Source organism: Mucilaginibacter arboris (assembly GCF_009754915.1).
Taxonomy (GTDB): Bacteria; Bacteroidota; Bacteroidia; order Sphingobacteriales; family Sphingobacteriaceae; genus Mucilaginibacter_A; species Mucilaginibacter_A arboris.
The window spans coordinates 1-18,651 of record NZ_WPIK01000019.1 but is presented as its reverse complement, the minus strand read 5'-3'; the positions used below and the strand labels follow the sequence as shown (position 1 = coordinate 18,651).

18 protein-coding genes are annotated in these 18,651 nt (G+C 38.1%); 7 read left to right on the top strand and 11 right to left on the bottom strand.

The features are described 5' to 3' along the window. Nucleotides 1-100: 100 nt before the first annotated feature. Together GO621_RS16705 and GO621_RS16700 are read left to right on the top strand one after the other, a co-directional pair. The gene (locus GO621_RS16705; RefSeq protein ID WP_157569139.1) at nucleotides 101-2,893 is read left to right on the top strand and encodes an outer membrane beta-barrel family protein; all 2,793 of its coding nucleotides are present in this window, start codon (nucleotides 101-103) and stop codon (nucleotides 2,891-2,893) included. Nucleotide 2,894: 1 nt separating this feature from the next. Next, a complete protein-coding gene (locus tag GO621_RS16700) occupies nucleotides 2,895-3,665 on the top strand; it encodes a GLPGLI family protein (RefSeq protein ID WP_157569137.1) in 771 nt (256 codons plus the stop codon). 61 nt (nucleotides 3,666-3,726) lie between these two features. Here GO621_RS16700 and GO621_RS16695 read toward each other — a convergent pair whose 3' ends face one another. From GO621_RS16695 to GO621_RS16675, 5 genes are all read right to left on the bottom strand, one after another. After that, on the bottom strand, nucleotides 3,727-4,308 hold the full coding sequence (locus tag GO621_RS16695) for a PD-(D/E)XK nuclease family protein (protein ID WP_157569135.1): 582 nt from the start codon (nucleotides 4,306-4,308) through the stop codon (nucleotides 3,727-3,729). 5 nt (nucleotides 4,309-4,313) lie between these two features. Then, entirely contained in the window at nucleotides 4,314-4,655 is a 342-nt protein-coding gene (locus tag GO621_RS16690) for a hypothetical protein (protein WP_157569133.1), read from the bottom strand. Nucleotides 4,656-4,718: 63 nt separating this feature from the next. Further along, nucleotides 4,719-8,054: a UTP--glucose-1-phosphate uridylyltransferase gene (locus tag GO621_RS16685; protein WP_157569131.1), complete on the bottom strand. Its 3,336-nt coding sequence runs from the start codon at nucleotides 8,052-8,054 to the stop codon at nucleotides 4,719-4,721. 24 nt (nucleotides 8,055-8,078) lie between these two features. Then, nucleotides 8,079-9,029 carry a UTP--glucose-1-phosphate uridylyltransferase gene (locus GO621_RS16680; RefSeq protein WP_157569128.1) on the bottom strand — a complete coding sequence of 317 codons (951 nt, stop codon included), beginning with the start codon at nucleotides 9,027-9,029 and terminating at the stop codon, nucleotides 8,079-8,081. A 220-nt stretch (nucleotides 9,030-9,249) separates the two neighbouring features. Beyond that, nucleotides 9,250-10,095, bottom strand: a complete 846-nt coding sequence (locus GO621_RS16675; RefSeq protein WP_157569126.1) for an alpha/beta fold hydrolase — start codon at nucleotides 10,093-10,095, stop codon at nucleotides 9,250-9,252. Between the two features lie 277 nt (nucleotides 10,096-10,372). On the opposite strand from GO621_RS16675, the gene GO621_RS16670 reads away from it, so the two are divergent. Then, nucleotides 10,373-10,711, top strand: coding sequence for a hypothetical protein (locus GO621_RS16670; RefSeq protein ID WP_157569124.1), 339 nt, complete (start codon nucleotides 10,373-10,375; stop codon nucleotides 10,709-10,711). An 80-nt stretch (nucleotides 10,712-10,791) separates the two neighbouring features. On the opposite strand, the gene GO621_RS16665 is transcribed toward GO621_RS16670, so the two are convergent. The 4 genes from GO621_RS16665 to GO621_RS16650 all read right to left on the bottom strand — a co-directional run bounded on the left by GO621_RS16665 (nucleotide 10,792) and on the right by GO621_RS16650 (nucleotide 12,823). Further along, complete coding sequence (locus GO621_RS16665; RefSeq protein WP_157569123.1) at nucleotides 10,792-11,007, bottom strand: hypothetical protein; 216 nt, start codon at nucleotides 11,005-11,007, stop codon at nucleotides 10,792-10,794. 39 nt (nucleotides 11,008-11,046) lie between these two features. Then, a complete protein-coding gene (locus tag GO621_RS16660) occupies nucleotides 11,047-11,475 on the bottom strand; it encodes a GtrA family protein (RefSeq protein WP_157569121.1) in 429 nt (142 codons plus the stop codon). Then, the gene (locus GO621_RS16655; RefSeq protein ID WP_232335690.1) at nucleotides 11,476-12,216 is read right to left on the bottom strand and encodes a CDP-alcohol phosphatidyltransferase family protein; all 741 of its coding nucleotides are present in this window, start codon (nucleotides 12,214-12,216) and stop codon (nucleotides 11,476-11,478) included. Between the two features lie 136 nt (nucleotides 12,217-12,352). Then, nucleotides 12,353-12,823: a hypothetical protein gene (locus GO621_RS16650; protein WP_157569119.1), complete on the bottom strand. Its 471-nt coding sequence runs from the start codon at nucleotides 12,821-12,823 to the stop codon at nucleotides 12,353-12,355. A 539-nt stretch (nucleotides 12,824-13,362) separates the two neighbouring features. On the opposite strand from GO621_RS16650, the gene GO621_RS16645 reads away from it, so the two are divergent. Both GO621_RS16645 and GO621_RS16640 read left to right on the top strand, forming a co-directional pair. Beyond that, nucleotides 13,363-14,121, top strand: coding sequence for a helix-turn-helix domain-containing protein (locus tag GO621_RS16645; RefSeq protein ID WP_157569117.1), 759 nt, complete (start codon nucleotides 13,363-13,365; stop codon nucleotides 14,119-14,121). 30 nt (nucleotides 14,122-14,151) lie between these two features. Beyond that, nucleotides 14,152-15,321, top strand: a complete 1,170-nt coding sequence (locus tag GO621_RS16640) for an FAD-dependent oxidoreductase (protein WP_157569115.1) — start codon at nucleotides 14,152-14,154, stop codon at nucleotides 15,319-15,321. Between the two features lie 202 nt (nucleotides 15,322-15,523). Here GO621_RS16640 and GO621_RS16635 read toward each other — a convergent pair whose 3' ends face one another. Further along, nucleotides 15,524-15,895, bottom strand: coding sequence for a winged helix-turn-helix transcriptional regulator (locus GO621_RS16635; RefSeq protein WP_157569113.1), 372 nt, complete (start codon nucleotides 15,893-15,895; stop codon nucleotides 15,524-15,526). 99 nt (nucleotides 15,896-15,994) lie between these two features. On the opposite strand from GO621_RS16635, the gene GO621_RS16630 reads away from it, so the two are divergent. Beyond that, nucleotides 15,995-16,360 (top strand): DoxX family protein, encoded by a 366-nt coding sequence (locus GO621_RS16630; protein ID WP_157569111.1) that lies wholly within the window; start codon nucleotides 15,995-15,997, stop codon nucleotides 16,358-16,360. A gap of 20 nt (nucleotides 16,361-16,380) precedes the next feature. Further along, a complete protein-coding gene (locus GO621_RS16625) occupies nucleotides 16,381-17,016 on the top strand; it encodes an NAD(P)-dependent oxidoreductase (protein ID WP_157569109.1) in 636 nt (211 codons plus the stop codon). 4 nt (nucleotides 17,017-17,020) lie between these two features. On the opposite strand, the gene GO621_RS16620 is transcribed toward GO621_RS16625, so the two are convergent. Further along, a complete protein-coding gene (locus GO621_RS16620; protein WP_157569107.1) occupies nucleotides 17,021-18,541 on the bottom strand; it encodes a serine hydrolase in 1,521 nt (506 codons plus the stop codon). Between the last annotated feature and the right edge of the window lie 110 nt (nucleotides 18,542-18,651).

Here is an 18,651-nt window from a genome sequence, read left to right as displayed (position 1 = left end):
AAAGCAGTTTGTTAAAAATAGTTAAAAAGCTAAATATTTTCTTCTAACTAAAGTATAATTAAAAGTTTAGTTATATATTGATGCCCATAAACCTCTGCGTATGAAAGGCATAATACTTACTTTATTTATTTGTTTCGCTTCACAGTTTTTGCTGGCACAAAATAGTTACCGTATTAAAGGCAGCGTTGCCGATACGGTAGCCAATGTAAAGCTGTATAATACTACTGTTGTAGTTTTAAATGCAAAGGATTCTACATTACGCAAATTTACACGGGCTGCCGAAGACGGAACTTTTAATATCGTCGGGTTAAATAAGGGCAAGTTTATTTTACTGGTCTCCTACCCTAATTATGCCGATTATGTGGAAAATTTTTCGTTAGATTCCCTCAACAAAGAACATGATTTTAAGCGGATTTCAATGCTGCTAAAAGCACGTTTGCTGGCCGGCGTAATTATTAAAGGCACCAGGGCAGCCATCAAAATAAAAGGCGATACTACAGAGTTTGATGCCAGTAGCTTTAAAGTTCAGCCAAACGCTAAAGTGGAAGATTTACTAAAGCAATTGCCCGGCATCCAGGTTGATAAAGACGGAAAAATAACGGCACAGGGCCAAGTCGTAAACAAGGTTCTGGTAGATGGAGAAGAATTTTTTGGCGATGACCCAACCTTGGTTACCAAAAACATTCGCAGCGATATGGTTGATAAAGTGCAGTTATACGATAAAAGCAGCGACCAGGCTGCATTTACTGGTGTGGACGATGGCAAAAAAACGAAAACCATCAACATTAAATTAAAAGAAGATAAAAAGAACGGCTATTTTGGTAAAATTGATGCCGGTGCAGCAACTGATAAATATTACCAGGAACAACTTTTGTTCAATAAATTTTGGGGCAAAAAGAAGCTTTCGGCTTACGGAACTTTAGCCAATACCGGCAAAACGGGTTTGGGCTGGGAAGACAGCAATAAATACGGCGCATCCAACGCGAATACCGAAATTGGTGATGATGGCAGCGTGAGCATTTATATTAGCGGCGGAGACGATTTGGATTCTTTTGATGGCAGGTACAACGGGCAGGGTATCCCGGTAGCCAGAACCGGCGGTTTGCATTTTGATAATAAATTTAATGGTGATAAAGAAAGCATCAACACCAATTATAAAACCGGATTTTTAAATGTAAAAGGTAACCGTGATAATTTAAGCCAGAATACCTTGCCCACCGGATTAATCAAAAGTAACACAGCACAGGATTTTAATAATTCTATTTTCAGGCAGAAGCTGGATGCTGCCTATTCCATCAAGCTGGATACCACTTCAACCTTAAAAATAACAATTGACGGCACCATCAAAAGCAATAAAACCCGAAATAATTATCTGGCAACCAGCCAGCGCGGAAACGATACTTTGCTAAACCGGAGCAACCGCATTTTGACTAACGATGGCGACGAGAAAATTTTGAACGCGAGCCTTTTTTACACCAAAAAATTTAAGAAAAAAGGCCGCACGTTTTCGGCAAATTTTACTGAAGCGCTCGATCAGAGCAATACAAAAGGTTATCTGAATACGGAGATTGATTACTACAATAATTTGGGCCGGTTGGACAGTACACAGCGCATTAACCAGTATAAAACCACCGACCTGCAAAGCAGCGTTTTTAATTCGAACTTTACTTTTTCTGAGCCGCTGACAAAAACGGTTACGCTAACCGGAAACTATCGTTTTATTTTAAACAACAGCAGCATCAACCGATTATCATACAATCAATCTTTGCCCGGAGAATATGACCGCGTGGATAATACGCTAAGCAGTAATTATAAACTCAACCAAACGAGCAACCAGGCCGGTGCTGTTTTTAACTATAAAAAAAACAAGACCATCTTTAACTTCGGAACAAAAATAGCGGCTGTAAATTTTGACCAAACCGACCTTTACACCCAAAATGAGCTTAAAAGAAACTTTATTAATTACAACCCGCAGGCCAGTTATCAGTACCGGTTTTCTGCCCAGCGTTCTATCCATATGGATTATAACGGCAATAATACCCAACCGAATTTAGATCAGATCCAGCCGGTACGCGTAAACACCGATCCGCTTAACATTACTATTGGCAATCCTGATTTGAAGCCGTCTTTTACCAATCGTTTCAATATGTACTATAATTCTTATAAAATTATCAGCGGGCAATCCATTTATACAAGTTTAGGATACTCAACCACTTCCAACGCAATTATCAGCAATACCATGACGGATTCTGCCGGAAAAAGCACTTATCAATCCATCAATCTCCGCGGAAAACAAACGGCTAATTTTTATTTTTATGGCGGATATTATCAAAAGATCAAAAAATTAGATATAGATGCCGGATTAAACGGTAATGCCAACGGAAATACTTACTACAGCTATACCAACGGCGTGCTTAACAAAACGCAATCCTATACTTATGCTGTTAGCGCCAGGCTTTCTAAATACAAAGAAAAAAAGTACGAGGTTTCGTTGTCTGCCGGCCCAACTTATACCAGAAGCCAGTCTTCATTATTAACAGCTATCAATAATAACGGGACAGGTTTTAATGCCAACGGCGATTTTGGTATTTATCTGCCTAAAAAATTCAGGATCAGTACCGACCAGCAATATACTTATCAAGGCAAAACAGCTTCTTTTAACCAGGATTTTCAGCGTTTAATTATCAATGCCAGCCTAAGCAAAGCTTTTTTTAAGGATGAAAGTTTAAAGCTGATGATTAGCGGAAATGATTTGCTGAACCAGAATGTTGGTTTTAACCGAAGCGCAACAAGCACATTGCTTACCCAAAGCACTTATACCACTATCCGCAGGTATTTTATGTTTTCAATTGTGTATGATTTTAGTAAAATGGGCGGTGCCCCTCAAAAATAAAATGATGAAAAAAGTTATCCTGACAGCTGTTTGCCTGTTTGTTTACAGCCAAATGCAAGCGCAAAACACGCATTTTACCACAGTTGGTTCTATCGAATTTGAGAAAACCATCAACATGTTTGCGATGATAAAAAAGCAGATCAACAAAGACAATGAAAGCTATATGCAGCAGGCTTTTGATCAGTATAAAAAAACGCAGCCGCAGTTTAAAAAGTTGAAAAGCACACTGTATTTTTCGGGGAATAAAACCATGTTTAAACCTGATGCAGATGAAACCATGTCGTCGGGATTTTTCAGCGGCGCACAAACCACGCAGAACAATATTACGCGCACAGATTTAGGAACGGGAACTTTTATTAGTCAAAAAAAAGTATTTGAAGAAACATTTTTGGTGAAAGACAGCATCCGCAACATCAACTGGAAAATTACGGATGAAACCCGCGAAATTGTCGGCTATACCTGCCGCAGGGCAAACGCCATTGTGCTGGATTCTATTTATGTGGTTGCTTTTTATACTAATGAAATTGCAGTTTCGGGCGGGCCAGAATCTTTTGCCGGTTTGCCCGGCATGATTTTGGGCGTTGCCTTACCGCACGAAAACATCACTTGGTTTGCTACCAAAGTAAATGAAGTTGCAGTCGACCCCAAAAACCTCAACGCACCAACAAAAGGAAAACCGGTAAATAGTAAACAGTTGCGTACTACTTTACAAGCGGCTTTAAAGGATTGGGGCGATTATGCCAAAGAATCTTTTAAAGCTTTGTTGTTGTAATTTTTGGGTGATAAAAGAAGCATCAACAAAAAAACTGATACTTCTTTTATCGGTATAAATTTTAATCCCTACTCATTATGTATAAATTATAATTTGTGGAATAAGGTTCCTCAACTGTTATTTCTTTTATATCTAAAGTGACATTAGAATAGTTTGAAAACAGATTACCAACATTTGTTTTCCAATTTTCATTTGAAGAAAGAAATCTTGATAAGGAATGCTCTTCTTTAATACCCCATTTACCATCGTAGTCTTTTTTATTGTCTTTATCCCAAGAAGAAATAATTAGAATAAACATATCACATTGTTTTTTATATATAGATCGCTGAAAATCCTTTTCTATGAAATGATTGTAATCAGCAAACTGCTTATAATCGTTTGTGTACTGAAACTTAAATTCTATTGAATATGGTCTGTCCTTCTCAGCATCATTTACTATAGATAAATCAATCTTACTTCCTTTTTCGCGTGGATGTTCCGCAAACGCCTTATTTGAATTATCTAAAAACTTTTCGTTCAATAACTCTAGCACAGCATTTCGTATCAGATTCTCTTGTTTTAAGTTGGAGTAGTTTCTGTTAATGTAATTAAGCCTGTGTGCAAATTCGTCTGATTCAACAACTTTTAGTACAATTTCACGCATATATTTCAAATTAGTATTGCCAATAATCCTACGGGAATCAAACCTTGAATAGTATAAAGAGCATCACTACCATTCGTAGATTTACCTTTAAATAAAGTCTTTCCATCGTACGTATATAAAACATCACTGCCACTTGTTGATCGTCCTTTGTAAATTGATTTCCCGTCAGTTGTTAAAATTATATCGCTGCCACTTGTTGACCTGCCTTTGTAAATATGTTTTCCATCAAAAGTATAAAGGGTATCACTACCACTTGTTGATTTACCTTTAAAAATACTTTTACCATCAAAAGTATAAAGGATGTCGCTGCCACTTGTTGACCTGCCGCGATGAATTGTTGTTGACATAATTTAAAAAATGTTTTATGAGAGATCTAAATTTAAATTTTATACCGATAAAAACAGCATCAACTATTTATCAAACACACACAACGATTCAACATAATCCTTGCTGCCATCCGTAACCCAGGCATCCAACTGCGCCGGGTCTTTCATTTGTTGTCCACGGTAACGGGGAACAACTAAATAACCGCATTTCAGATCGGTTAAAGCGGTCATATCCGTCCATAATTTTTCAATTTGTGCAACGGGATAAATATCTTCCTGTCCATGTCCCCAACGGTATTTTACATCTTTAATGGTTACATAAGTTGGAATTCGGGCAGCAACACTTCTTACCGCTTTGGCTAATTGTGCTTCATCGCCTTTTTGCAGATCTTCACGCGTTAAACCAAACAATTTTAATAATGAATCAATCTGAATCCAGGTTGTGTTGGAATTGTAATAACTCAAGTTCAACTCATCTTCTTCCCTCGGCTGTGCCAAACCTTCGAGCAAGCGTAAGCTTCCGTTTACACGTGCTAAACCTCCTCCACGATCCTCAATCCGTCTCGGGATCATTTCAAAAGTGAGCACATTACCAGAACCTAAATGGGTACTTAACGCATGCGGATCGATATCAGCGCCAAGCGTATCAATATTATGCAGCATGATGGTTTCTAACTGCGGATGTTCGGCTAACATTTTTGCAAGTGTTCCATTACGTAACAAATTAGAAACTTCGTACCAGTGGCCAAGCGGCGAAAAACGCTGTGCAGCAATATTATCGGTATAATCAGAACCTTCGCCTTTTGCTTTTGCCCAGCCGATCATGCTTTGGCGCACGGCATCGCGTACTTTCTGCTTGTTTTCATCTAAAGTTTCCTGCGGCGTTTCTTCCCACAAAAAACTTAAATCCCGTGCCATTGGCACAAAACGTTGTCCGATTGATCTTCCCGGCGATAAGTAAACACTTCCTTGATTGCCAAAATTTTGCGTCAGTTCGAGTTGCTTGCGGATGGGTTCATGGGTGAGGTAACTCGTAGCAACAATATGCGGAATAGAAGTTTGATATTTTTCTGCAACTTTCCGTGTTTTTGCCAGATGGATCTCCAGGAAACTTCGGTGCTCGCTTTCCATCTCCACAAATGGATTGATAGCTTTTATCACACCTGCGCCTTTCGTCCAGCGACTTCCGATTCCGGCAGCCAGGCTCATTACGGCAACTTTTCCGGCTTTGATTGCTTCCTCACCTGCTTCTTTTACAGCAACTTTTTCAAGATCAGTTACATCGTTCGGCTGTACATCTTCAATTAAAGTTTCGGCAGGTAAACGATTTCTTGATAAACCAATCAATCCTTTTTGCATTTCTTCACGAATTTCTTCATGCTGGATATAGTCAAAGCCATTTTCTTTTTTGATGAAATCTGCTTTTTCATTCTCAACATTTCGGTTTCCTTGTGAAGAAGGATCAGAAACTTTAAATAAATTGCTGATAATGGTCCGCAGCAGCGGATAAGCGAGATTGTTCTTCTCGCAATAAGTGGTGAAAAAATCAATTTCGGCACGGCGGATATAAGAAACCGAAGCCGGGTCCTGCTTTACCAAACCCGAAACCTGGATGCCATAATACTGTTCCGGCATCAACGCTTTGTTTCCTTTTAACAAATTGCTCCAGCTGCCGCGATTATTAATGCTCCAGTTATAAACCACAGGTTCCATGGCAAAAGGCAGTGAACTGGAAAGTTCTTTTTTGGTTTCCTGAAGGATTTCAAGCACTTTCAACTTGTAATCTTCATATTTTTCGGGGTTAACAAACATGCCCATGCCGCCGCCAGACATACCACCAAGCATCAAAAAGCCGTAATAATCTTCTCCAAACTGTTTTTTTGCTTTCGCGATAATTTGCTCGGTAAAAAAAGTACTTGCCCAGGGAATGATGGTTTTGATCGGGCCTTCCCAGTTGCTTGCCGTACTTGCACCCAAACTTTTGATGTCGCCGGTTTTAATGGCGTTTAAAATTTGATCGTAGATCCGGTTGGTTTGCTGGCGCGCGTTCCATTCTTTTTCTCCGCGGAGCAAATATTTCTCGCTTACCATTTCCAGGATCGGACCAACGTTGGAAGCCATGCCGCCGTGCATCAAAACCAATGATTTCATAATCCTTTCTGCTGCTTCCGGATGTGCTTCTTCGCCTTGCAAAACTCTATGACGTGGTAACAATGTTCCCCTGCTGATACCAAATTCGGGGTCGCCTTCCTGTGCAAAAGTTCCCTGGATCGCTTTGATCCCCGGCCATACGCCACCAGAATCTTGCCATCCACCGCCAGAACCACCAATCCATTCGCCCAAAATTGCGCGTGAAGCCACCAAACGGCGCTCGCTTTCTTCCAGTCCGCCTTCCAGGTTTTTCGTTTGTCCGGTTGCCCGCATCAGCAAACTGATGATAGAACCCAATAAATTGGTAGAAACTGCAAAACGCGAGCCTTTTGGTATATCGTTTACTCTCGTAACCAGTTCTACGCCCATTCCCGGCGCAACAATTCTCGTCAGGATTTCTGGTAAAGACTGGTTTGTCCCTTCAAAAGAAGGCGGAATTAAGCCGGAAGCAATTACACCAGCTTTAATCAAACTTAAATAATCATTACCAAAATTGAACAGATCGGCCAGATCGGTTACATCTTTGGTAACATTTAAGTCGATACTGGTTAAGCGCAGAACCGGCTCTGGAATAACGCGGAAATAAGTGTGCAAAGGCGGATTAATAGCTGCATCACGACCAAAAACACCTAAATCGATAGACAAGTTTACTACGCGTGCTCCTTCGGGATAATCCATTCCTAAAAAGAAAATATCCGACCAGCCACTATGTGTTAAATCCATCCGAACGGAAGTATTTTCGTGCAAAACCGGATAAAAAAGAGAGTTTTCCGAACGTTGCAGCAAAGCTGGATGAATATGTATCGGATGTTCTTCCTGATGTCCTACACGAAACATCCATTGATTTCCTTTGCTGGAACGAACGCTTTTGCGCACCTGATTAGCCAATGTTTGGAAAGACAGCTGGTGATAACTTTCGGCCAAAGCGCTAAATAAAGTTGCATTTGGCCCATTTTTATCCAGTTCTGCTAAAAAAACGGTTATCGCTTGTTCAAACCTTCTCGCTAATAAATCTTCAAATCCATTATAAGGGATTTTTCCGGTTTGTGATATTTCTTTGCTCTCAGAAAGAAAAAAACGAAAACCAGCATATAAAAATTGGATGGCACGAACTTTATCGTATAAACTTGGTGTGGTTTTGCGGAACCCGTCCAGTTCGCGCAATAATTGTAAAAGTTCTTTGGATGGTAATTGCCTGCTGATTTCGAAAAAAGAACGGTTCCTTTTGCTGACATCCGCAGAGGTAATTGTTTCTATAAAAACATTCATGTTGCTTTTCTTACGGTTGTTAGCTTATGTTAATTGCCGGCCTTGCGCTTCCGTAAGCGATTCAACCAAAGTTGTTAAGGTTTCATCATGCGCTTCTCCTGCCAAACCTAAAGCAATTTGTGCACGTAGCAAACCGTGTTTTTTGCTTAGGTCGTAGCGTTTTCCTTTTACTTCCAGTGCTAAATATTTTTCGCTCTCAGCCAATTCCTGTAAAACCGGTGTCAGCATGATATTCGTGCTGTTTTTATCGATATATTTTTGAAGCAGATCGAAAACTTTGGATGTAAAAACGTGCATCCCAAATAAACACAAATAATATCCTGCCCGTTGTCCCGGAGTTTGCAATTCCAGTTCTGCTGTACTTAATGATGGTTTTTCGATGATCTTTTCAATCTGGTAAACGCCTGGTTGCTCGTGAACATGCTTTCCGGTCAAGGTTCCGTAACGGTTGATTTGATGTTCGATAATAGAAGTTACTGCCGAAACCGGACAATCTTCCTGCACAGCCAGTTCAATTAACTGAGTTGCGCAACGTTTTGCTTTTAAAGCAGATACATATAAATAATCGCCTAACAGTAACAAAAAAGGTTCGTTTCCAACAAATTCGCGTGCACAATAAACAGCATGTCCGTAGCCTAATGCTTCTTTTTGCTCTGCAAAGTGAAGGCGACTTAATAAATCAGTTATTTTTTCTGCTTGTTGCTTTGCCCAATCAACACTTTTAAAAGATTTAAGCAGGTTATCGCGCAGCGAAGTAAAAGCATTTATATACAGGTCCGGATCGCCGGGCGCACAAACAATACAAATTTCTTCAATACTGCTGGCAAAAGCTTCTTCAGCAATAATCTGAATGGCAGGCTTGTACAAACCATCTGTATCAATTACGGGCAGCATGGCTTTTTGTATCGTATCCGCAACCGGGTACAAGCGTTCGCCACGGGCGGCAGCGGTAATTACTGCTTTTTTTATTTTCATCAGTATATGTGTTTTTCAATTAAAATGAAAGCTACGGTCAGCCCTTATCTTTTTTATAGATGAGCTTACCAGGTTTTCCCATTTTCCTTTTATTATATTTTTAAAATCGTTACTAATATATCTCATTATTTTAGTTAATGAGGTTTTGGCAATATTAATCCTTAGCACCTGTTGCCGATGCTTCTTTTACGGGCAAAAAATCTTTGCGGCCAAAAATACTTTAAAACAGAAAATTTAAAATGAGCCGATTTACTTTAGCTGCTTTTTCATGATGAAGCCAGTGCGTGGCATCTTCAAGCATAATCAGTTTTCCTCTTGCACAAAGCAGGTTACTTTTTTCTGCCATTTGCGGCAACAGGAACTTGTCTTTTTTCCCCCAAAGAATAAGTGTTGGAATGCTGATCTTTTTTAAAGCAGGTTTGCTGTATTTATAAGCCCTGTACCAGTTGATCATCGCTTTTAATGCGCCCGGATTGCGCCAGGCGGATTTATATTGCGCCAGTTCCTGATTTGAAAATGTTTTTTTATTAGCCGACCGGACCATGCTTTGTTCCAATATTTTGTAATTGAACAAACTGCTGAACCACTCGGGCAAAAACGGGACCTGGAAGAAACCAGTGTACCAGCTTTTTAGCAGTTGCCGAAAATTACGCTTCAACGTATCGCGCATTACTTTTAAATGCGGCATGTTCAGGATGATGAGTTTTTCGATCAGCTCCGGATATCTACCTGCAACTTCCCACGCAACAGCCCCGCCCCAATCATGTCCCACTAAAATTACTTTTTGGGTTGATAATTGTTGGATTAGTTCTACAACATCGGCCACTAAATTTTCTATCCGGTAAGCTTTAACGCCTTTTGGTTTACTGCTGAAGTTGTATCCGCGCTGGTCTGGCGCTATTGCATAATAGCCTTTTTCTGCAAAAAACAGCAATTGCTTTTTCCAGCCTAATGAAAACTCAGGAAAGCCGTGCAGAAATAAAATGACTTTTCCTTTTGGCGGGCCAGCAACTGCCGCGTGTAAATATATTCCGTTTACTTCATAAAACCGACTACTGATTTCCATATCAAAACAAAACAGATTGATACGGATATTACTATTAAAAGCCGGATGCTGTTTTTACCGGCATAAAATTTATCTTATTACCTCTATGGTTTTTTAATAATTATCCGAAGTTCCTACCCTAAAGAACGGCTGGGCCTGAAAGAAGAAAGGCTCATCAATATGCATTTAAACTTTACAAGCTGCTCATCTTATAAGTTAAAACCAGGAATTTTTTATCCTGCAAAAAATAATTTTACCAGGATTAAGTTTATGGATTTAAAAACAACACCTTATTTTAATGAAAAAACTACTTTTCCTGTTCTGGCTGCTGCCTGCTGCTTGTTTTGCACAAACAGATTCTGCCCGGGTTAAACCGCATGATGCTTATTGCAGAATTTTTGTATTAACACGTTCTTTCAGGTCTGGCTATGCTATCGGTACTGATTTTGGGCATGATAGCAGTACAAGCGCCTTGTCCGACGAAGAAATTAACAAGCTAATTGCAAAACTTAAAACTTTTGACAATGAAATTGATGCCTTAAATTATATGGCCAGTAAGGGTTGGGAAGTAATTAATTACAACGATCCGCTAAATAGTCCGCGTAATTATTTGTTAAGAAGAAAAACTGCTCAATAAATGATGATGCTTCTTTTACCGGTAAAAAATGTGCAAGAAACTTTATAGCCTATTAACAATAAGCTATAATCACAATTAATTTACCTGCGTTTTTTATCGATATAAGCCCCAATTAGCTGTACATTTTCCGCAGTTAAATCTTCCCCGGCAACTTCTTCCAGGTTCCAGCCGCCGTTTTCTTTTAAAATTTTACCTATAAAAACAGTATCCTTCGTAATGCTGTACAGGTTTTCGCTTAACGGTTTAGCACGACAAATAGCATTTTTAAAAATCCCGGAAATTTGAATAGCTTCCATAAGCTGCAAATATAGCAGATATTTTAGGTGAGGAGCGCATCAGCTTCTTCTTGCGTTAGTTGCAGGCTGCATTTTAAACACCCAGAAGTTTTGCAGGATAAAGTTGAAACCAAGCGAAACAATAATATCAATAATAATCCGGCTGATGCGGTAATCAAGATGTAAGCCTTGTGTTAGCAAATAAGTTCCTGCGGCTTTCAAAAAAATACTTCCTGCAAGCATTAGCATAAATTTACTTAATTGAGAAGTGATGGGAGATTGATTAGACTGATGAGCGCGAAAAGCCCAGGAACGGTTGATCGAAAAGTTAACAACTGCACCAATTAACCCGCTTATCACAATAGAAATGGTGTAATGGACATGTAGTAATTCGGTACAGGCTATCATTACTAAATAATCTGTAACACCACCTATAAAAGCCGAAACCTGTGCTTTGGCAAAAATAAAAACAGGCTTTTTGTAAGCCATTTAAATGCTTCTTTTAGCAGCCATTTCTGCCTGGTCGCGCATATCGCCCAATTTTAAAAGCTTGTTGGTATCTATTAGATCGATAATGAAAAGTGCGAGGCACATTACTAAACCACAAACCTTGATGGAATCCGGAAAGGCAACTTCCAGAACAAGAATCAGCGCAATTAATATGCGGACTTCTGTTGGGCCAAACAAACCTGAATCAATCGTATAGTTATCGGTAATTTTATAACGAAGTTGAGAGATGATCATCGCCCATCCATACAAAACCACAAAAATAAAAGCTAATAATTCATATTCGTTCTGAGAGTAAACCAGATAACCTAATCCGATTAATACGGTGCCAATCCAATCCATAATAATATCCAAAGAAAAACCGAACCATTTGCGTGGCTGGTTGCGGTAATAAGCAATCCGTCCGTCTAAAGAATCACCCAACCAATTGATAACCAAACCAATAACGCCTAATAAAAGAAAACTTCGATCTACATAATTAGCCAGGATAAAACCAATTAAAACAATTACGCTGCCTGCAATACCAATGCCGGTAAGCATGTTAGAAGTAATAAAACCCGGTACTTTTTTTACCAGGTAAAAAATTGTTCTTTCTTCCGGCGCGCTTAAAATATTAGTCCTTTTTCTATCGGCAAACACTCTTTTTTTATTACTATTTTCTTCATTTTTTAACAACAACATCTCTATTCGTCTGCTTTCTTCTGTCAGGGCACTATTTACCATATTAATTATTCTGCATTTATTTCAGGTAATTTTAAAACCCGCACAAATACAAAAAGTTTTTTCCATTTTAATACGTGTTTTACCAAAACAGTTTTCATAAAAAAGCCTCACTAAATTAGTGAGGCTTTTGCTTAATTTACCAGTTATGGTAGCCACGGTCCCGGTAATCATGGTCATAACGGTTCCTGTCTCTTCTGTCCCAGCCGCGTCCGTAACCAAAATCCCTGTCGCGTCCTCTAAAATCACGGTCACGGAAATCTCTGTCGGCATAATTCCTACTTTGGTTCTGGTAATTCTGGCTACCACGGTTTGGCATATTCTGGCCCTGATAGTTTTGGTTTCCCTGGTTTTGGTAAGATTGATTATTGTTTCCCCTGCCAGAACCTTGTCCCTGATAATTTTGGCTGCCTTGATTTTGACTGTTTGAATATTGTGTATTTTGATTGCTGTTGCCTTGTTGCTGATTTGCAGCACTTGTATTTCTTTGATTGGTATAACTTCCGTTTTGATTTTGACGGTTGCCGCGATCTTGTGCAAAGGCTGAATCAGTAAGGTTAAAACTTAAGGCAGATATAACAACTAACATTGTAACTTTAAGCGTTTTCATAAATTTAGTTTTTTAAAGATTTATGATGGATAGAGCATTTACAATTGCAGTAGTTTAACCAGAAAATATATAGTTTTTTAGACTAAACCTTTTGTAAAATTTTGTTCTAAGCCTGCCTTTTCTCAATAAACTTAATGCAATTTTACTGGTATGTGCATCTCAATATTTCCATATATTTAAATAGGGATAACAATTATTAAGCTGCCAAATACAACTTATAACAATATGGACAATAAAGCCAATAATAATGAGCGTAAAGAAATAACAAATTATGTATTGACATTTTTAACTGAATAGACAGATGAAGAAGAACAGCGGACCGCTAATATGGATTTGGCAAAAAAACTGGCCGACAGTTTCAACATCAGCTTTTGTTTTAGCAGAAGGAACAAAATTTAGCTGGTAAAAGAAGCATCAACAATTAAACATTAATTTAACTTTGGTCCGGGCTAACGGATTTCAAATTCCCGTTCTTCGACAGGACCGGAACGTTATCGGCAACCCTAACAAGACATCCTGCAAACTTGAAATAACTACATTTGACGAACGACATACAATTAAAAATAATCAAGCCTAACGCAACACTTTCCAACTTTGTAGAAAGTTTTTGGATGCTTGTCAATAATTCAGACAATGATAAGGATATTGCCACTTTGCCTGATGGAAGAGTTGATGTGCTTTTTTCTTATTCTGATACGGAGCCTTTCAATGCAATGCTTATGGACTTGGATATACACGCTTCGCAAATAATATTTTCTGCGAAAACTATCATTTTTGCCGTCAGCTTTAAACTACTTGCCGTTAAATATATTCTTGAAACTTCTATCGCTTATCAACTAAATAATCCATTACAATTGCCTGATAACTTTTGGGATATTAGCATCAATGACCTGAACAACTTTGAAAATTTTGCAAACAAAGTTTCTGAAAAAATACTCAACATACTCAAAGGGAAAAAAGTAGACGATAAAAAACGCAGGTTATTTGAATACATTTATTTATCAAACGGTTCAATGACAGTTAAAGAATTATCAGCAAAATCGTTTTGGACAAGCAGGCAAATCAATCGATATTTTAATCAATATATAGGAATTTCATTAAAAGAGTATTGCACCATTTTAAGGTTTTATGCAACGTTGCCACAAATCAAAAAAGGTAAATTTTTTCCCGAACAAAATTTTGCAGACCAAGCGCATTTTATTAAGGCCATCAAAAAACATTCAGGCCTAACACCCAAAGAATTAAATAAAAACAAAAATGACCGATTTGTACAATTATTAGCTTTGCCCAAAAAGTAATTTTGCATTGTAATTAAAAAACAAGGTAAAATGAATTTACTTCAAAATAAAAAAATAGCCATCATTGGCGGTGGGCCGGGCGGGCTTACACTTGCACGGCTTTTACAACTCAAAGGAGCAAATGTAAAAGTGTATGAAAGAGATCTCAATAGAGATGTAAGGAAACAGGGCGGAACACTTGACTTGCATACTGAATCGGGATTAAAGGCACTTGAAGAAGCAGGTTTGATGGATGCCTTCAAAGCAAATTATAGACCTGATGCTGACCGGGTCCGTGTTGTTGATGAAAATGCAAAAATTTTCTTTGATGAACATAACGAAGAACCTAACGGCCATTTTGGAGATGAATGGTTTAGGCCCGAAATTGACCGTGGCCCATTAAGAAATATTTTATTAGATTCTTTACAGCCTGATACCGTTGTTTGGGACAGTCATATGGTTTCTCTTGAAAGCATTGACAACACTTGGAAAATAATTTTTGAAAACGGCAACACTGTTATTGCCGATATTGTAATTGGAGCAGACGGCGCTAAATCCAAAATTCGTCCGTTCGTTACACCGATCAAGCCTTTTTATTCAGGCGTTACCGTATTAGAAGGCAATATTTATGATTCTGAAAAAAACGCACCAAAGATCCACGACTTATTACAAGGTGGAAAAATCATGGGATTGGGCGATTCAAAAACAATATCTGTAAGTGCCAAAGGCGATGGTAGTTTGGACTTTTATACTGGCTGGAAAGTTGATACCAACTGGGTTACAGACAGTGGTATTGATTTTAAAAACAGTAACCAAGTTTTGGAATGGTTTAAAAAAGAATACTCCAATTGGGATAGCATTTGGCTCGAATTATTTGAAGTTGAAAACACAATATTCATCCCCAGGCCTCAATATTGCATGCCTTTAGATCAAAAATGGGAAGCCAAAACAAACATCACACTTATAGGCGATGCAGCTCATTGGATGCCTCCCTATGCTGGCGAAGGTGTAAATATGGCAATGCTTGATGCTTTGCAATTAAGCGAAAGTTTAACCAATGAAAAGTTTACTGATTTAAAATCTGCAATAGCGCATTACGAAAAACAGATGTTTGCAAGATTTGCCGAAATAGGGAAGGAAACATTGGACAACACGGAATTTATGCACTCACCCGACGGACTAAAAAAATTGATAGAAATGTTTGGTCAAGGCCCAAATTAAAAACAAAATTGCCTGAAGAAAAGAGGGTTCCGATAACAAGGGTTTGCCAAAATGCAAGATTTATTTTTCTAACAAAGGAAATGAAACAAAAGTTACAGAAAAATTTTGAAGTAGAAACTGCACATCCGATAGAAATTCATAGAAACGGCCGGCAATTAATTCTGGATAATTTTAAAAAATATAAAGAACCGTATGAACAGCGCTATTGGTTAAATTCATCGATAATTTTTCTGCGATGTTCTACTCCCCAATTTCGCAATTCGATGATTACTTTTTCTAAGGATTGTCCATGTTCAGTAATAGAATATTCTACCGTTGGTGGAAACGAATCATGAACAGTACGTTTGATAAGGTGGTTTACTTCCAAATCTTTTAATTCTTTTGATAGCATTTTATCTGTAATGCCATTTAATTCTTTAGATATTTGCTTAAAGCGTTTTACACCAAATGACAAGGAAATAATAATCGGCAGTTTCCATCTGCCATTTAAAACTTCCAACGCATCTCTCACAGCAGGCAAAAGCAGGGTGCATTCCTGGTGTGTCCGCTCTTTTTTCTCTTCAATAACATTCATTTTCGCTTCATCGGATTAAAAATCCACTATCTGAAAAGATAGTGCTATAAAATATATAGCAAAAATAGCTTTTTTTTGGATGTTAAAATTCAATTAGAAATGAAAGCAAAAAGAATTATTACCATAGTTATAACAGCTATTGCTGCACTGCTGGTTACTTACAGTGGGATTATGAAATTAACCGGCAATAGTAATGTACAAAGTTTCCTTACTAAAGTAGGTGTTGGTAAGTATATTATACTTTTTGGTTTGATGGAAATTGTATTTACAGCCTTGTTCCTTTACCCAAAAACAATGAAGATTGGTTTTATATTGCTGTCTTGCTATTTTGCAGGAGCTATGGCAACAGAAATTTCTCACGGAACCCCTTTAAATGCTTTAACGCCAATAGTTTTGGTTTGGATTTCTGCTTTTTTGCGCGACAGGAGCATTTTTCTACCTGTTACATATAAAGCTGTAGTATAACTAAAAAAATAATTTTAATAATGCGCATTACAATTTTTGGCGGGTCCGGCGAGACAGGACTTTTGGTAATAAAGAAAGCATTAGCCGAAGGACATTCGGTAACGGCTTTTGCAAGAACGCCTTCTAAAATAGCTTTTCAAAACGAAAAACTGACAGTAGTAAAAGGTGAATTGGATGAAGCGGATAAAATTGAAGCCGCAGTTAAAGATGCAGATGCTGTTATAAGTGTTTTAGGACCGACAGGCAAAACAAAAGGACAAGCTATATCTGTCGGCATCAAAAATATTATTACAGCAATGGAAAAACATGCCGTAAAAAGACTGATTGCTACGGCAACGCCATCTTCCAAAGATAGTCATGATAAGTTCCAGCTTAGTTTTAACATAGCTGTTTTTATGGTACAAAACCTGATGAAAGATGTTTATAACGACATCATAACTTTGGGGGAAAATATAACGCAAAGTCGGCTCGATTGGACATTGTTACGCTTGCCGATGTTAAGTAGTAAACCTGCAACCGGAAAAATAAATATTGGTTACACAGGCGATGGAAAAGTAAAATTATTTTCTCTGACAAGAGAAGACCTGGCAGTTCTGCTTATTCAACAGCTTGACAACAAAGAATATATAAAAAAGGCTCCTGTTGTTAGTAATTGAGGGTTTATCCCTGTTTTACAAAAGTATAAGGATCATACTCTAAAAAATCATTCACTTTAATAGAAGTTGAAATTACTTTATCCTGTTCAGTTTTAAACTTTAAAGGGAAAATACCAAAAGCCGGATTGTTGTAAGTGAGCAACCATTCGTTGTTGTCCATATATTGAAGTTTTGCTTTTAAAGTTGCATGTCCGTTAAAGTTAACTTGCAAATCTTTTCCATTCTGGGTAATGGTAATTGGTCCGTAAAGTTCATTCACATAAGTGCCGGTATAGTTTTTTAAAGGCAAAGCTGGTGCGTTGCCTTTAACCCGTGCCTGCATTGTATTTACCTTTTTTACGCTTTCTGCAAATTGGGGCGCAAAAGCACGTAAAACTTGTTTACTTCTGTTTATATAAGGAACACCTAAATAAGCATCCAGAATTTGGTAACGCAATGCTTCAAAAAACTCCTGGTTATCGTTGTTGGTTAAAATTACAATACCCAGCTTTTCTTCGGGCACAAAACAAGTATTCGTTACAAAACCATCTGCGCCGCCAGTATGATAAAAAACCTGCCTTCCATTATAATCTCTTTGAAAGATTCCCAAACCATAACCGGTATAATGACTTGGATAAATAGTGGATTTTTCGCTTGAGATAATTGTATTCATTTGCCTTGTTTTTTGCAATACTTCCCACGGTAAAATTCTTTTTCCTTGATAACGGCCGCTATCCAATTGCATCATTATCCATTTAGACAGATCTTTTACATTGCTTACCAAACTTCCTGCGGGTGCAAGGTTGTCAACCAAATCATAAGGCAATTCAGATAATTTGCCGGTAAAAACAGTACTGTAAGGTTTGGAAATATCTTTTCGTTGCGCTGCACCTTTTCCTAATGTGTAAGTGTTAGTCATGTTTAATGGTGTAAGCAAACTATCCTGAATATAAGTTTCCCATTGTTTTCCGGTAACTTTCGGTATCACCTCGCCTGCCGTTAAAAAGCAACTGTTGCAGTAGCCAAAACTCTGTCTGAACTGTTGCGATGGTTGCAGCAACTTCATCTTTCCCATGATTTGCTCACGCGAAAGATTACTGTTCCAGAAAGTAAAATCGCCCTGAAACGTTTTTGTACCTAAATGATGCGAAAGCAAATCTTTGATCGTAACCAAAGCCGTTGTATTTGGATCGTACAATTTATAATCCGGGAAATACTTGGTGACCTTATCATCCAAAGACAACTTTTTATCATAGTCCAATTGCGATAAAGCTGTTGCTGTAAACAGTTTACTGTTACTTGCAATCAGGAACAAAGTATTTTCATCAACAGGTTCTTTGGTTTTAACATCCCGAACACCAAAACCTTTCATTACTACTATTTTTCCATCTTTTATAATCGCTATCGCCAGTCCCGGCAAATTCCAGTCTTTCATGCCCTGTTGTACATAACTGTTCAAACTATCGGTTACAAAAGAGGGGTTTTGTGCTTTTATAGCGGTAAAAGAAGCAAGGCTTAACAGCAAGGCAAAAGTCAGTTTTTTCATCGGTAGATATTTCGAGGGAAGATAAGCAAGATCAGGCTGATAAGAAAACCTGCAATTCATTTTCCATTTTAATTCAATTAAAAAGCAATGGTTTTACTGTTTTTAAATAG

Coding starts and splice junctions, on each gene's coding strand:
- GO621_RS16705 (WP_157569139.1), top strand. CDS start 101: ATGAAAGGCATAATACTTACTTTATTTATTTGTTTCGCTTCACAGTTT.
- GO621_RS16700 (WP_157569137.1), top strand. CDS start 2,895: ATGATGAAAAAAGTTATCCTGACAGCTGTTTGCCTGTTTGTTTACAGC.
- GO621_RS16695 (WP_157569135.1), bottom strand. CDS start 4,308: ATGCGTGAAATTGTACTAAAAGTTGTTGAATCAGACGAATTTGCACAC.
- GO621_RS16690 (WP_157569133.1), bottom strand. CDS start 4,655: ATGTCAACAACAATTCATCGCGGCAGGTCAACAAGTGGCAGCGACATC.
- GO621_RS16685 (WP_157569131.1), bottom strand. CDS start 8,054: ATGAATGTTTTTATAGAAACAATTACCTCTGCGGATGTCAGCAAAAGG.
- GO621_RS16680 (WP_157569128.1), bottom strand. CDS start 9,029: ATGAAAATAAAAAAAGCAGTAATTACCGCTGCCGCCCGTGGCGAACGC.
- GO621_RS16675 (WP_157569126.1), bottom strand. CDS start 10,095: ATGGAAATCAGTAGTCGGTTTTATGAAGTAAACGGAATATATTTACAC.
- GO621_RS16670 (WP_157569124.1), top strand. CDS start 10,373: ATGAAAAAACTACTTTTCCTGTTCTGGCTGCTGCCTGCTGCTTGTTTT.
- GO621_RS16665 (WP_157569123.1), bottom strand. CDS start 11,007: ATGGAAGCTATTCAAATTTCCGGGATTTTTAAAAATGCTATTTGTCGT.
- GO621_RS16660 (WP_157569121.1), bottom strand. CDS start 11,475: ATGGCTTACAAAAAGCCTGTTTTTATTTTTGCCAAAGCACAGGTTTCG.
- GO621_RS16655 (WP_232335690.1), bottom strand. CDS start 12,216: ATGGTAAATAGTGCCCTGACAGAAGAAAGCAGACGAATAGAGATGTTG.
- GO621_RS16650 (WP_157569119.1), bottom strand. CDS start 12,823: ATGAAAACGCTTAAAGTTACAATGTTAGTTGTTATATCTGCCTTAAGT.
- GO621_RS16640 (WP_157569115.1), top strand. CDS start 14,152: ATGAATTTACTTCAAAATAAAAAAATAGCCATCATTGGCGGTGGGCCG.
- GO621_RS16635 (WP_157569113.1), bottom strand. CDS start 15,895: ATGAATGTTATTGAAGAGAAAAAAGAGCGGACACACCAGGAATGCACC.
- GO621_RS16630 (WP_157569111.1), top strand. CDS start 15,995: ATGAAAGCAAAAAGAATTATTACCATAGTTATAACAGCTATTGCTGCA.
- GO621_RS16625 (WP_157569109.1), top strand. CDS start 16,381: ATGCGCATTACAATTTTTGGCGGGTCCGGCGAGACAGGACTTTTGGTA.
- GO621_RS16620 (WP_157569107.1), bottom strand. CDS start 18,541: ATGAAAAAACTGACTTTTGCCTTGCTGTTAAGCCTTGCTTCTTTTACC.